The 13,961-nt window shown below is 40.3% G+C and carries 13 protein-coding genes and 1 pseudogene; all 14 read left to right on the top strand.

All coding sequences use genetic code 11. From position 1 onward, the window contains the following. Positions 1-486 precede the first annotated feature (486 nt). The 14 genes and pseudogenes from J0N78_RS12075 to murA all read left to right on the top strand — a co-directional run bounded on the left by J0N78_RS12075 (position 487) and on the right by murA (position 13,727). Positions 487-864 (top strand): NADH-quinone oxidoreductase subunit A, encoded by a 378-nt coding sequence (locus tag J0N78_RS12075; RefSeq protein WP_209123356.1) that lies wholly within the window; start codon positions 487-489, stop codon positions 862-864. Further along, a complete protein-coding gene (locus J0N78_RS12070; protein WP_209123355.1) occupies positions 855-1,373 on the top strand; it encodes a NuoB/complex I 20 kDa subunit family protein in 519 nt (172 codons plus the stop codon). The genes J0N78_RS12075 and J0N78_RS12070 overlap by 10 nt, the downstream gene beginning before the upstream one ends. Beyond that, positions 1,355-2,224 (top strand): annotated as a pseudogene (locus tag J0N78_RS12065) (NADH-quinone oxidoreductase subunit C); the annotation flags it as partial. The gene J0N78_RS12070 and the pseudogene J0N78_RS12065, both read left to right, overlap by 19 nt. A 3-nt stretch (positions 2,225-2,227) precedes the next feature. Further along, entirely contained in the window at positions 2,228-3,328 is a 1,101-nt protein-coding gene (locus J0N78_RS12060; protein WP_209123353.1) for an NADH-quinone oxidoreductase subunit D, read from the top strand. Beyond that, a complete protein-coding gene (nuoH, locus tag J0N78_RS12055; RefSeq protein WP_209123352.1) occupies positions 3,328-4,329 on the top strand; it encodes an NADH-quinone oxidoreductase subunit NuoH in 1,002 nt (333 codons plus the stop codon). The genes J0N78_RS12060 and nuoH overlap by 1 nt, the downstream gene beginning before the upstream one ends. A 111-nt stretch (positions 4,330-4,440) precedes the next feature. Then, positions 4,441-4,866: an NADH-quinone oxidoreductase subunit NuoI gene (gene nuoI, locus J0N78_RS12050; RefSeq protein ID WP_209123351.1), complete on the top strand. Its 426-nt coding sequence runs from the start codon at positions 4,441-4,443 to the stop codon at positions 4,864-4,866. Continuing rightward, complete coding sequence (locus tag J0N78_RS12045; RefSeq protein WP_209123350.1) at positions 4,863-5,375, top strand: NADH-quinone oxidoreductase subunit J; 513 nt, start codon at positions 4,863-4,865, stop codon at positions 5,373-5,375. Before nuoI ends, J0N78_RS12045 begins: the two co-directional genes overlap by 4 nt. After that, the gene (gene nuoK, locus J0N78_RS12040; RefSeq protein ID WP_209123349.1) at positions 5,372-5,686 is read left to right on the top strand and encodes an NADH-quinone oxidoreductase subunit NuoK; all 315 of its coding nucleotides are present in this window, start codon (positions 5,372-5,374) and stop codon (positions 5,684-5,686) included. Before J0N78_RS12045 ends, nuoK begins: the two co-directional genes overlap by 4 nt. Before the next feature lie 19 nt (positions 5,687-5,705). Next, a complete protein-coding gene (nuoL, locus tag J0N78_RS12035) occupies positions 5,706-7,577 on the top strand; it encodes an NADH-quinone oxidoreductase subunit L (protein ID WP_209123348.1) in 1,872 nt (623 codons plus the stop codon). After that, on the top strand, positions 7,574-9,085 hold the full coding sequence (locus J0N78_RS12030) for a complex I subunit 4 family protein (RefSeq protein ID WP_209123347.1): 1,512 nt from the start codon (positions 7,574-7,576) through the stop codon (positions 9,083-9,085). The genes nuoL and J0N78_RS12030 overlap by 4 nt, the downstream gene beginning before the upstream one ends. A 6-nt stretch (positions 9,086-9,091) precedes the next feature. Continuing rightward, positions 9,092-10,594 carry an NADH-quinone oxidoreductase subunit NuoN gene (gene nuoN / locus J0N78_RS12025; RefSeq protein WP_209123346.1) on the top strand — a complete coding sequence of 501 codons (1,503 nt, stop codon included), beginning with the start codon at positions 9,092-9,094 and terminating at the stop codon, positions 10,592-10,594. 700 nt (positions 10,595-11,294) lie between these two features. Then, positions 11,295-11,525 carry a DUF1146 family protein gene (locus J0N78_RS12020; RefSeq protein WP_209123345.1) on the top strand — a complete coding sequence of 77 codons (231 nt, stop codon included), beginning with the start codon at positions 11,295-11,297 and terminating at the stop codon, positions 11,523-11,525. A gap of 109 nt (positions 11,526-11,634) precedes the next feature. Next, positions 11,635-12,360: a YwmB family TATA-box binding protein gene (locus J0N78_RS12015; protein ID WP_209123344.1), complete on the top strand. Its 726-nt coding sequence runs from the start codon at positions 11,635-11,637 to the stop codon at positions 12,358-12,360. Between the two features lie 41 nt (positions 12,361-12,401). After that, positions 12,402-13,727: a UDP-N-acetylglucosamine 1-carboxyvinyltransferase gene (murA, locus tag J0N78_RS12010; RefSeq protein ID WP_209123343.1), complete on the top strand. Its 1,326-nt coding sequence runs from the start codon at positions 12,402-12,404 to the stop codon at positions 13,725-13,727. The last annotated feature ends 234 nt before the right edge of the window (positions 13,728-13,961 follow it).

The raw sequence follows: 13,961 nt of genomic DNA, 5'->3' as shown, positions 1-13,961 counted from the left end.
GAGATTCCTAAAAAGCCTCTCACTTTAGATACAACCCCATAAAACAATTGATAATTATAATGAAAAAAAGTGAAAAATATCATAGCTGTAAGGTATTTTTTGTATAATACTTACTAATAGAGATAATAAAATTTTAGTTGTTTAACAGATATTAAATAGCAGTAAAAATTGGGAAATGCCTGGTATTATGGGTTTTACAAAATGTGGTAGATTTTCTTTTGTTGTGTTCCCGAAACAAATCGTTTTTTATAATATATTTTACAGTTTTGTGACAGTCGACACCCTATATAGGATTTGCTATAATGGTTACGATTAAATATAGTGAAGCTTCCAACATTGGGAAAATTCTTTATATGATAATTGTTGGCAGTTTGACTAATCATTGTGTTAGCATCCGTCATCATTTTATAGATCGAGAAGTTACGGGAGTTTACACGAGCAATAGAAACGAAAAGGAATATGGCATGGAGGGTGAGGTGAGGCAAAATGGATCCGCTTTATCACTTGTATCAAAACAACTACCTAGTTGTAGCCGTTTTTATTATGTTAGGAATAATATTACCTTTGGTTGCGCTTACAGCTGGTCGTTTCTTACGACCACATAATCCAACGAAGGAAAAGCAAACGACGTACGAAAGTGGTGTAGAACCGGTTGGGAGTAGTTGGGTTCAATTTAATGTGCGCTACTATATGTTTGCGTTATTATTCGTATTATTTGATGTAGAAACTGTCTTTTTATATCCATGGGCAGTGGCTTACGATTATTTAGGAATTTTTGCTTTAATTGAAATGATCATCTTTATGATTATGTTATTAATCGGATTAATTTATGCGTGGAAGAAGAAGGTGTTAACATGGATCTAAATTTAGATAGCATCACTAAGTCAGAGCGAGAAGAGCTAGAACGTAACGTCTTTTTTACCACATTAGAACAAGTGAAAGCTTGGGCTAGAAGTAACTCGTTGTGGCCATTGACCTTCGGGTTAGCTTGCTGTGCCATCGAGATGATGGGAACGGGCGCATCGCACTATGACCAAGACCGTTTTGGTGTTATTTTTAGAACGTCTCCTAGGCAATCAGACTGTATGATCGTTTCAGGAACAGTGACTAAGAAAATGGCACCAATTTTAAAGCGTTTATACGACCAAATGCCAGAACCGAAGTGGGTAATTGCCATGGGTTCCTGTGCGACTGCAGGTGGACCATACATAAAATCATATGCTGTCGTTAAAGGGGTTGACCAAATTGTACCGGTAGATGTATATATTCCGGGATGCCCACCAAATCCGGCAGCATTAATTTATGGAATCAACAAGCTACAAGAAAAAATCCGCTATGAAGCTAAGACTGGGAAGCGGGTGATCAGTCGATGAGTGATGAAAAGGCAAAAGCAGCCGCAGCTGCTAAAGCTCGTGCGGAAGCATTAAAGAAACTGAAGGATAAAGAGCAAGAGAAAGCTGATCAATCGGAAGCGGTTACAAGTGAAAAACAGGAAGAAGTAGCAGACGCACAAGGTGACGATGCGAAAGCGAAAGCCGCCGCAGCAGCGAAGGCAAAGGCAGCAGCCGCGGCTAAAGCGAAGGCGGCTGCTGCCGCGAAGGCTGGTGGAGCTGGTGATAGTGATGATGAAAAGGCGAAAGCGAAAGCGGCCGCAATTGCGAAGGCCAAAGCAGCCGCCGCGGCCAAAGCGAAAGCAGCCAGTGCGGATGAAGCTACTTCTGCAAATACCGAGCAAGAGCAAGCGTCGCCCAATCAACCGCTACTTGATAAGTACTTAAAAGTTATAAGTGAGAATTTAGGCGAAGATATGCTAGAAGATGCCTATATTAATAGACTAGGTAAGGACGTGCCGACGTTAGTTGCTAAAAAGGAGACGTACTTTAAGCTTGCTCAGTTTTTAAAGCATAATGAACTACTCGCCTTTGATTATTTATCAGAACATCATGGTTCGGATTTCGAAACACATATGGAAGTGTATAATCATTTGTATTCTTTTAAAACAAAAGAAAACATTGCATTAAAGGTAAAAATTGACCGAGATGAACCTGTGATTGAATCGATTACTCCCGTATGGGATGGGGCGAACTGGCCAGAACGAGAATCGTATGATTTACTAGGGATCGTCTATGAAGGTCATCCAAACCTAACACGAATTATGCTTACTGATGATTGGGTCGGGCATCCCCTACGAAAAGATTACGAGCAGCACGACGAGGAGGTGTAACGAATGTTACGTACGGAAGAAATGTTATTAAACGTAGGTCCACAGCATCCGAGTACGCACGGTGTATTTCGTCTCGTTGTTAAAATTGATGGGGAGATCATTAAAGAAGCGATCCCTGTTATTGGTTATTTACATCGCGGTACGGAGAAGCTTGCGGAAAACCTCCAATATACGCAGATCATACCTTATACAGACCGAATGGACTATTTGTCGGCGATGACGAATAATTATGTAATCTGTCATGCGGTCGAAACGATGATGGAACTAGAAATCCCGGAACGAGCAGAGTATTTACGTGTTCTCGTAATGGAGCTTGGCCGTGTTGCTAGTCACCTCGTCTGGTTTGGTACATATTTACTTGATATCGGAGCAATGAGCCCGTTCTTATACGCTTTTCGTGAGCGGGAAATGATTATTAACTTATTAAATGAAATTTCAGGGGCAAGATTAACGTTTAACTACATGCGAGTTGGTGGAGTAAAATGGGATGCCCCTCCAGGCTGGATTGAAAAAGTAAGAGACTTAGTTCCATACTTGCGAAAAGAGCTTGAAGGTTACCATAACCTTGTAACTGGAAATGAAATTTTCATGAGCCGTATTAAAGATGTAGGGACGTATACGAAAGAGGATGCGATCAAATATTCGTTAAGTGGGGCGAATATTCGCTCAACAGGAGTAAACTGGGATTTACGTAAAGATGAGCCGTATTCAATCTATGATCGCTTTGATTTTGATATTCCTGTTGAAGAAAAAGGTGATTGCTGGGCAAGGTATATGTGTCGTATGAAGGAAATTGAAGAATCGATTAAAATTATCGAGCAAGCTGTCGAGCAATTTCCGAGTGAAGGGCCGATTCTCGCAAAAACGCCAAGAATTATTAAACCACCAGCAGGTGAAACATTTGTACGAATCGAGTCGCCACGCGGGGAAATTGGCTGTTATATTGCAAGTCAAGGTAAAAAAGAGCCTTATCGCTTAAAGTTTAGAAGACCATCTTTTTATAACCTGCAAATTTTACCGAAATTATTAGTAGGGCAACCGATCGCCAATTTAATTGCGATTTTAGGTGGCATTGATATTGTCCTTGGGGAGGTTGACGGCTAATGATAAATGATCTCCTGACATCAGCGCCAAGTTGGACAAACTTTTTAATTTATTTTGCCATAGGAGCAGGGCTTTTAGGTGCTGTTCTTGGTTTTGTAACGTATGCAATTTTAGCAGAACGAAAAGTATTAGGTTTTATTCAACTTCGTGTCGGTCCAAACCGTATAGGTGGTCCATTAGGATTACTTCAAACTGTTGCTGACGTTTTAAAGCTTTTATTAAAAGAAGATACGATACCGAAAAAAGCTGATAAACCGTTATTCGTATTAGCACCGATCCTTGCGTTCGTACCAGCTTTTGCCGTGCTTGCGGTAATTCCGTTTTCTGAAAACCTGTATTTCACAGATATTGGCGTTGGACTTTTATACTATATCGCCGTTTCAGGAATTACGACCATTGGGGTTGTAGCCGGTGGCTGGGCATCAAATAATAAGTATGCTTTAATGGGTGGAATGCGAGCAGCTGCTCAGATGATCTCTTACGAAATACCGCTTGTATTATCTGTCGTTGGGGTCGTTCTTTTAACAGGAAGTCTAAACTTAATTGAAATTGTCAATGCACAAGCCACTTTGTGGTTCTTTATTCCACAGATCCTTGGGTTTATTGTATTCATTATTGCAGCGACAGCGGAATTAAACCGTACACCGTTTGACTTACCGGAAGCAGAATCAGAGTTAGTTGCCGGCTTCCACGTCGAATATTCAGGCTTCCGTTGGGCATTTTTTATGCTTGCTGAGTACGTATATTTATTTGCGATGGCGGCATTAACAACCGTACTATTCTTAGGTGGATGGAATCCGTTACCATTCTTAGGGTTTATTCCAGGAGTAATTTGGTTTGCCTTAAAATTTTCAGCCGTTGTTTTCTTCATGATTTGGATTCGTGGAACATTTCCTCGACTGCGAGGAGACCAGTTGATGGAATTTGCTTGGAAGATTTTATTACCGGTTGCGTTATTAAACATTATACTTACAGCTATAGTGAAAGAATTTTTCTTATAAGAAGTACGTTTAAGAAGTATGTTTTGGGAGGGCGATCAGCGGCATTAATTGACGCTTTTTAACAGCTCTTACTAAATCTACTCGCTTAATCACGACTAAGGAGTGATCACATTGTTAGGTCAAGGATTAGTCAAAGGGTTGAAATACACACTTAGTAACTTGACGAAAAAAAATGTGACGACAAGTTATCCGGATGAACCGATAGATATGCCGGATCGCTTTCGTGGCATACAGAAGTTTTATCCGGAAAAGTGTATTGTCTGTAATCAGTGTGCGAATATTTGTCCGACCGATTGCATTCAATTAACGGGAAAACCACACCCAGACCCGAATAAAAAAGGGAAGATTATTGATACGTACGATATCAATTTTGAGATTTGTATTTTATGTGACTTATGTACAGAAGTTTGTCCGACAGAAGCGATTGTCATGACGAATAATTTCGAATTAGCGGAGTACAGTCGCGATGACTTGTTTAAAAATTTAGAGTGGCTCGATGAAAACGATACGAACGTGAGGGAGGAAAATAAAGCATGAATGGTGAATTACTCGCTTTCTTTGTCCTTGCCCTCATCGCCATTAGTGGCGGCGTTCTCATGATTAATTTACGAAAAGTCGTTCATATCATCATTGCGCTCGCCTTTACGTTCATCAGTATTGCAGGGTTTTACGTGTTATTGTCCGCTGAATTTCTCGCCTTCGTTCAAGTGCTCATCTATGGTGGGGCAATAACGATTGTGATGTTATTTGGGATCATGCTAACGAAACATGATGATAAGCTCGCTTCGGTTAGTTTATGGCGCACACTTGCAGCATTATCTGGCGTTGCTGTATTCTTTGTCATTATGTTTATCGGAATTAACGATCTCTCATTTGGTGAACAAGCGACAAACCTTCATGAAAATAACGTTCGTCAAATTGGTATCGATATTTTTTCGAAGTTTGTAATCCCTTTTGAGACGGTAGGCGTTATATTACTTGTTGCGCTTGTTGGTGCAGTAGCTCTAGCAAAAAGTGATGAGGAAGAGGAGGTCGGTGAAAAATGAGTAGTATTCCTTTATCGGTCTATCTCGTTGTCGCACTTCTCCTTTTCTGTATAGGAATGTTCGGTGTACTGACTAAGCGAAATGCGGTGATCGTTCTTATTTGTATCGAATTGATGCTGAATTCCGTCAACATTAATCTAGTTGCGTTTGCCGTACACGGGGTAACACCTAGTTTAACAGGTCAAGTATTTGCGTTATTTACTATAACCGTTGCTGCAGCAGAAGCAGCTGTAGGCTTAGCCATCTTAATTGCCCTTTATCGTAACCGCAAAACGGTAAATGTCGATGAGATGGACTTAATGAAGCGATAGAAAGGGGCAGGTGATAGATATGATGGGAAATGCATGGTTAATACCACTGTTACCGTTCTTATCCTTCGTCATCCTCGTCCTCTTTGGTCGCAGGTTGAAGGAAAGCGGTGCTTATGTAGGTATGGCACTTTCTTTCATCGCATTTCTTTTGTCAGTCCTCGTGTTATTTGAGCGAATGACAGGTGATAATGTGTTAGTACAATTTGACTGGCTAGCAATTGGAGAATGGACGATAACGATGGGCTTTGAAGTCAATCAGCTCAATGCCTTAATGCTCGTCATCGTGACGTTAGTTAGTTTTTTAGTACATACGTATTCGAAAGGTTACATGACAGCAACGGATAGCTATCGTGTACCGGTGTTTTACTCTTATTTAGGACTTTTTACGTTTTCAATGTTAGGGTTAGTGCTTTCTCCTAACCTTTTACAGCTTTATATTTTCTGGGAGCTTGTTGGTGTATGTTCCTTCTTACTCGTCGGGTTCTACTTTTTCAAAGAAGAAGCAAGAGCTGCCGCGAAAAAAGCGTTCATCGTTACAAGAATTGGGGATGTCGGATTATTCATCGGGATGATCCTCTTATTCTGGCAAGTTGGTAGCTTTGAGTATGCCGTCATCTTTGAAGCTGTGAATGCCAATGGTCTAACGGAAGGGATGATTACGCTTATTTCGATCCTCATCTTTGTTGGAGCCGTCGGTAAATCAGGCCAATTTCCACTTCATACGTGGTTGCCAGATGCGATGGAAGGTCCAACACCTGTATCAGCTTTAATCCATGCGGCAACGATGGTAGCGGCAGGGGTATACTTAGTAGCGACGATGTTTCCGCTTTTTGCAGCGTCACCAGTTGCATTAACGACCGTAGCGGTCATCGGTGGATTTACAGCGATTTTTGCTGCAACGATTGCGTTAACACAAAAAGATATTAAACGAGTACTCGCGTATTCGACAGTGAGTCAATTAGGGTATATGATGCTCGCTTTAGGTTCGGCTGGTTATGTTGCGGCTGTCTTCCATTTGATGACGCACGCCTTCTTCAAAGCATTGCTGTTCCTTGCTGCAGGTAGTGTCATTCATGCGGTTCATACGCAAAGCATTGAGGAAATGGGTGGACTTTGGAGTAAGATGAAAACAACTGGGGTGTTATTTTTAATCGGTTGTTTAGCGATTGCCGGTTTCCCGTTATTCTCAGGGTTCTTTAGTAAAGAGGAAATCCTGCTTACGACGTTTGAAGACGGGCGCTACGTGTTATTTGCGCTTGCGCTGATCACCGCATTGTTAACTGCGATTTACATGTTTAGATTGTTTTTTATGGTATTTACGGGGAAACCGCGCGCGGATCAAAGTAAAGTCCATGAGTCTCCAGCGATTATGACGGTGCCAATGACGGTACTCGGTATTTTAGCGATCATTTCAGGGTTTGTTCATACGCATTGGTTCGGAACGTTTTTAGGAGATTGGCTCAGTGATAGCCCGTGGACGAGAGGACATGTGGATGTGCATGACCCAGGCTGGATTATGCCCGTCGCTATCCTCGTTTCGTTACTTGGTATTTTTATCGCATGGTTAATTTACGGAAAAGGTATTATTTCCCGAGAAAAGCTGGCTCAAGACAGCAGCATGTATATTTTACTTTACAACAAATATTATATTGACGAATTATACAATCGTACCTTTGTTAGAGGAACGACAATCTTAAGTTACTTAATGTTATATATCGAGCGATACTTAATTGAATTTACGGTTCAAGCGGTAGTCGGTATGACTGATACGCTCGGACGATTAAATGCTCGATTACAAAATGGTCAAGTCCAAACGTATGGGGCCGTGGCATTTCTAGGATTAGTCATTATCCTTGTCGTCTTGACCGTGACAGGGGGGTACTTCAGATGACCGATTCATATTTGCTTTCATTACTCATCTTCTCCCCACTCGTAGGGATCATCATTTTAGCGTTTGTACCGAAAGGCCAACATCAATTGTTAAAAGGAATTGGTTTTTCAGCAACATTTTTACCGCTCATCTTAGCGTTTGTTGCATTTACAAGCTTTGATCAAGGTGGTTCAGGAAATCAATTTGTGGAAACGAGAGAGTGGATTAATTTTAGTAACAGTGGTTTATTAGCTCACGGGGTGAACTTATCCATTCCTTATGAGCTTGGGTTGAATGGCTTTGGGATGGTTCTTGTTTTGTTAACAGCCGTTGTGTCGACGCTGGCGGCGCTTGCTTCGGTGATTCAAATTAAAGCAGGCTGGAAAGCATACTTTATGTTATTCCTCCTTCTAGAGATCGGAATGCTTGGTGTATTTGCTTCTCAAAACTTATTCCTGTTTTTCTTGTTTTTCGAGTTAACGCTCATCCCGATGTACTTTTTAATTGGAAAATGGGGCTTCTTAGACCGAGAAAAAGCAGCGAATAGCTTTTTGATATACAATGGATTAGGTTCTGCGGTTTTACTTATTGCGATTGTTACGTTGTTTGTGATTACAAATACAACGAACATCGATCAAATTACGATGATCATGCAAATGATTGGACCTGAAGCAGATAACATCAAGTGGGGATTACTTGTCGCATTACTCGTTGCCTTTGGAGTTAAGCTGCCGATCTTCCCTTTACATAGCTGGATGCTTCGCGTACACGTCCAAGCACCGCCAGCAATTGTTATGCTTCACTCAGGGATTTTATTAAAAATTGGAGCCTACGGACTCATTCGTTTAGGGGTTGGCTTTTTCCCAGAACAAGTGACGCAAATGGCAGCTGTCCTCGGTGTTTTAGGGGTAATTAATCTTTTATATGGTGCCTATTTAGCACTGATTCAATCCGATTTAAAAATGGTTTTAGCATACTCCAGTATTTCTCATATGGGGATTGTCCTCATTGGGGTAGCAGCCTTAAATGATGTCGGTTTGCAAGGGGCTATTTTCCAAGTCGTATCACATGGATTAATTTCAGCGTTACTTTTCTTCTTAATTGGTATGTATTATGAGCGTACGAAAACATCAATGATCGCGAACTTAAGCGGGCTAGGACGATCGATGCCAATTGCTTCAGGCTTTCTATTAGTCGGTGCGATGGCGTCGCTAGGGTTACCTGGAATGTCTGGGTTTATCAGTGAGTTTTTAGCATTTTTAGGCTTATTTAGAGAAATGCCAATTATTGCAGCTGTTGGGACGTTAGGAATTATTTTAACCGCTGTGTACTTACTTAGAGCTGTATTAAATGTTACGTTTGGGCCAACTCCAAAAAAATGGGAAGAGCTTAAAGATATCAGGCCAATTGAAATGATCCCAGTGCTTGTGTTGTTAGCATTTATTGTTTTAATTGGTGTGTATCCGAGCGTGTTGGCTGAACCATTACAAGCATCACTACAATTCATCTTAGCAGGGATAGGAGGGTAAACGATTATGGATTTAGAAACACTACTTAGCTACCCGTGGGGGATTATGGCACCGGAGTTTACCATTTTGATCGTTGCCACTCTCCTATCACTCTTTGATTTATTTATGAAGGATAAGGTTGACAAAAATTTTCTAGGCTGGTTTGCAGTTGGTGGCGTTTTGCTTGCCCTCATCTTCTTGTTCGGTCAGCTTGGTGCACCTGTTCAAATGATCTTATACGATACGTACCGACTCGATTCTTTTTCAGTCGCATTTAAACTGATTTTACTAGTGGGTACATTGTTCGTATTATTGATTGGTCTCGATTATGGGAAAAAGGAAATCAAATATCGCGGCGAATTTTTCTACTTATTGTTAACGGCATTACTCGGTGGAATGATTATGGCATCAAGTGCTGATATGATCACGTTATTCGTCGGTTTAGAATTATTGTCGTTATCGTCATACGTCATGGCGGGTCTTCGTAAAGAGAGCCTCCAATCGAATGAAGCGGCATTTAAGTATGTTATCAATGGAGGCGTGGCGACGGCGATTACGTTGTTCGGAATGAGTTATGTGTATGGACTTACGGGGCATACGAATTTGTTTGAAATTAGCGATGCACTTCAAAATCCAGTAGTTTTGGAAAATAGCTTTCTGTTAGCGTTCGCGTTTTTCTTAGTCTTTGTAGGGCTTGCTTTTAAAGTGGCTGCGGTGCCGTTCCATTTGTGGTCACCAGATGTGTACCAAGGAGCACCGACACCTGTCACTGCATTTTTGAGTGTCGTATCAAAAACGGCTGGATTTGCATTGATTTTACGATTTTTACTAGTCGTCTTCGGTGGGGCGCATGGTATTGATTCGCTTCAGCCTTTATTGTTAGATACACAAATCTACATTTCAGTAATCGCTGGATTAACGATGATTGTCGGTAACGTCATGGCGCTGCGCCAAACGAATGTGAAGCGACTATTTGCGTATTCGAGTGTGGCGCAAGCTGGTTACTTATTAGTCCCATTTGCGACGTTATCGATCGTTATGTTTGAAAATGTCTGGTTCTATTTAGTGGTATATCTGTTTATGAATTTAGGAGCATTTGCGGTGTTACAGTTCGTTACATCGGAAGCAGGCACAGAAGATTTAAAAGGCTTTGCAGGGCTCGGCCAGCGTTCGCCACTGCTTGCTGTTGGCATGGGCGTGTTCCTCGTGTCACTCGCAGGGATCCCGATTACAGCTGGGTTCATGGGTAAATTTTATATCTTTATCGGAGCGATAAGTACGGGACATTTCATTTTAGCTTCCGTGATGATTGCAACGTCTGTCATTTCCTACTTTTATTACTTTGGCATCATGACGCAAATATTTTTTAGAAGACCTGCTTCAACAGACGCATTAAGAGTCCCAATTGGAGCATCGATAGTTGTCGTGATCGCTGTCATTGCCACAATTGGACTAGGGGTTGTCCCACAAGTAGCGATCGACTTTTTCAATACGAACTTTGACTTCACACAAATTTTCATGCGCGTATAAAAATCCTACTTTTTAGAAGAACCTTCCGCTTGGGAGGTTCTTTTTTTTGAAGAATAAGAAAGCATAAATTTCGAAGATGTCAGAAATGGGGGCCAAAAACCCTGTACATTGGCTTGAATCATTTGAGTTAGGTCAAATAAAAGGAGATAGACCCAAATAAATGAAGGTAAACCTAAATAATTTACATTAGACCCAAATAAATAGAGTTAGTCCCTAATAAATGAAACAGGGTCTGCAATAATAATGACTTTTAACAAAAATCTTTTTAAAAATGAGTAAAAAATAAATCTGATATTGCCAATATTCGCATATATTTAAAGTAAATAATCTTATTAGCTCGAATGCACTGTACGAAAACAAATCTACAAAAAAATCAGAAATGATGTAACGTCAAACACAAGGATGTCGTCTAACCGAATAACCCCACGAAAGCTATTTTAGATTTGTCATTTAGCAAATGGTGGAATGGAATGAAGAGTCTTTAGTTAAAATGATCAGGTTTTCGACAAAATCAATTATGGTTCGATTTTGTATTTTTATGTATATTTCCACGGAAATGTAGATTTTTATCGATAAATCAGGTATTATGTATGTTGCATTGCTTTGTTTACTTTGGGTAAAATGTCCCTTTTCACGTAAAAGGGAGTTAAAGTATAGTTAACAATGCAGTGATCTTTAGACCATTAAAGGAGTATGTACAATGGATGGCTTTGGTATGCAAGGATTGCTACATATAACAGTTAATCTAATGTTCGTTGTGATCACATGGTGGGCACTTCAGACCTTTAAGTTTGATCTCTTTTTAAAAGATCCAAAAGGTCCGAAGGCTAAAACATTAATGATCCTACTAACGATTGCAATAGCTTATCTAGTCAGCAGCTTCTTTTTGGATTATCTTAATGGTTCAACGATGCTGAAATACTTATTCTAAATCAGGTGAAGTTGTCGAAAGTTGACTGTAACTTCCATGTATGTATAGCCTCTCATTGGAAAAAATGTTACTAATTAATTATTTGTAACGGAGAGGGGCATACAGAGAGATGAAAAAAATAGTGCCGATTGTAGGATTGGTTCTTTTATTTACAATGAGTATTTTAACTCACGGGGAAACGAAAGAACAAACACAACTAGTTGACATTGTTCACTTGATGGAAGAGCAAGCTGTTCAAATTGAAGATTGGAGACTGTACACGAGAGGGCCAGGAATAGAAGTTGCAAGTATCGATGAGTACGAAGAGAAACTCAATGAATTGATGACTTCACAGCAAAGCTTTCAATGGGAAACAAGCAATTGGAAGCATAATGAGCATTGGAAAGTGACTGGAACAACCGAATTTGAACAACTCACTGTTCTAGCTTACCCTCTAGAAGAACATTACTCCATGTACCTCATTTATGAATTTATGGGAAAAGGTAAACCACAAGATGTAGAGACAATTACTTCGTTATTTCAAGAACGCCTTGACCAGTTATATGTAGAAACCCCTACTGTATTTACAACCGTAACAGGACACCGCGATGAATTATTACAAAGATCGATGTATGAATTCGGATCTGAGATAATAAAAAAGTTCTCAGCTGAAAAAGTTGAAGAATTAAAAGAAGAAACTTTTGTATCAATCTCTGCATATAATAGACAATGGGTACACTCTATCGATACGAACGGTAACAACATGAACTTGCAAGTTGCGTTAAGACAAGATCCCACGTTGGGCGCTAAGACAACCATAACAATTGGAACGCCAATAATTACGACTGAATATTGATATATTAGAGACGCTGAAAATAAGACGCGGAGGGGAATACGTTGGAAAAAATTATTGTCCAAGGCGGTAAGCAGCTCTCTGGCTCTGTAAAAGTGGAAGGAGCTAAGAATGCTGTTTTACCAGTAATCGCTGCATCTATTCTCGCTAGCCGTGGCACTAGCAACATATATGATGTGCCATCTTTGGCTGATGTATACACGATGGAGGAAGTTTTACGAAATTTAAATATTGATGTGACCTATGAGAATGGCACATTTTCTGTAAAAGCAGAAAAGCCATTAAAAATTGAAGCACCCTTTGAATATGTAAGAAAAATGCGTGCCTCCTTCCTAGTGATGGGACCATTACTAGCTCGCGTGGGTCATGCAAGAATCGCTTTGCCAGGTGGATGTGCAATTGGATCGAGACCAATTGATCAACACTTAAAAGGGTTCGAAGCGATGGGAGCAGTAGTTGAAATCGGTAATGGTTTTATTGAAGCAAAAATCGATGGCCGTTTAAAAGGGGCAAAAATATATTTAGATTTCCCAAGTGTAGGGGCAACTGAAAATATTATGATGGCCGCTGCAATGGCAGAAGGTACAACAGTACTTGAAAATGCTGCAGAAGAGCCTGAGATCGTTTGCCTGGCTAATTATTTAAATGCCATGGGAGCAAAAGTGCGCGGAGCAGGAACAGGAACGATTCGTATCGAAGGTGTAAATGAATTAATCGCAGCCGACCACACGGTAATTCCAGACCGGATTGAAGCAGGAACGTTTATGGTAGCTGCTGCAATTACAGGTGGGAATGTCCTTGTTGAAGGAGCGGTTTCTGAGCATTTACGCCCACTTATTGCGAAAATGGAAGAAATGGGAGTTGAAATTATCGAAGAGGAAAACGGCATTCGGGTCATTGGTCCCGAACAGCTGAAGCCAATCGATATTAAGACGATGCCTCATCCAGGATTCCCTACGGATATGCAAGCACAAATGATGGCACTACTTCTCAAATCAAACGGAACGAGTGTCATTACGGAAACCGTATTTGAAAATCGATTCATGCACGTGGAAGAATTCCGTCGCATGAATGGCAATATTAAAATTGAAGGAAGATCTGCAATTATTAGTGGACCTAGTTCATTGCAAGGCGCAGAAGTTTCTGCAACCGACTTACGAGCAGGTGCGGCTCTTATTCTTGCTGGGTTAGTTGCCGATGGTGTAACACGTGTTGTTGAATTAAAACATATTGATCGTGGTTACGTTGATCTCGCCGGTAAACTAAGACAGCTAGGTGCAAACGTTGAGCGTATCGAAGAGGTTATTGAAGAAGAAGTTCAAAACCAAGACGTTCCTGCACCATTGAAAATGAATACGAACCTTGTTTAAAATGAGAAGGTGTCTTATGCTATGAAGTGTAAGGCGCCTTATTTATTTTATAGCTCGGTTATTATTGTCAAGATTTACACTGTTTCAAGTCTTATAATATTATTTCCATTTGTGTAATTATTATCCTTCTTTAATTTGTAAAGTGTTTTAGAACTATTATTAACAGAATTTTTTAAAAATATATTAAATTATTCAAAGAATATGTAAAAAACTATAATTTGTAATCAAATTGAA

The sequence above is a fragment of the Alkalihalobacillus sp. BA299 genome (genome assembly GCF_017745675.1).
GTDB lineage: Bacteria > Bacillota > Bacilli > Bacillales > Bacillaceae_F > Alkalihalobacterium.
The sequence above is the reverse complement of the archived record's forward strand: the minus strand, read 5'-3'. Positions and strand labels throughout refer to the sequence as shown.

Excerpts from the sequence above, each read along its gene's own strand:
- J0N78_RS12075 (WP_209123356.1), top strand. The coding sequence starts at position 487 with ATGGATCCGCTTTATCACTTGTATCAAAACAACTACCTAGTTGTAGCC.
- J0N78_RS12070 (WP_209123355.1), top strand. The coding sequence starts at position 855 with ATGGATCTAAATTTAGATAGCATCACTAAGTCAGAGCGAGAAGAGCTA.
- J0N78_RS12060 (WP_209123353.1), top strand. The coding sequence starts at position 2,228 with ATGTTACGTACGGAAGAAATGTTATTAAACGTAGGTCCACAGCATCCG.
- nuoH (WP_209123352.1), top strand. The coding sequence starts at position 3,328 with ATGATAAATGATCTCCTGACATCAGCGCCAAGTTGGACAAACTTTTTA.
- J0N78_RS12045 (WP_209123350.1), top strand. The coding sequence starts at position 4,863 with ATGAATGGTGAATTACTCGCTTTCTTTGTCCTTGCCCTCATCGCCATT.
- nuoK (WP_209123349.1), top strand. The coding sequence starts at position 5,372 with ATGAGTAGTATTCCTTTATCGGTCTATCTCGTTGTCGCACTTCTCCTT.
- nuoL (WP_209123348.1), top strand. The coding sequence starts at position 5,706 with ATGATGGGAAATGCATGGTTAATACCACTGTTACCGTTCTTATCCTTC.
- J0N78_RS12030 (WP_209123347.1), top strand. The coding sequence starts at position 7,574 with ATGACCGATTCATATTTGCTTTCATTACTCATCTTCTCCCCACTCGTA.
- nuoN (WP_209123346.1), top strand. The coding sequence starts at position 9,092 with ATGGATTTAGAAACACTACTTAGCTACCCGTGGGGGATTATGGCACCG.
- J0N78_RS12020 (WP_209123345.1), top strand. The coding sequence starts at position 11,295 with ATGGATGGCTTTGGTATGCAAGGATTGCTACATATAACAGTTAATCTA.
- J0N78_RS12015 (WP_209123344.1), top strand. The coding sequence starts at position 11,635 with ATGAAAAAAATAGTGCCGATTGTAGGATTGGTTCTTTTATTTACAATG.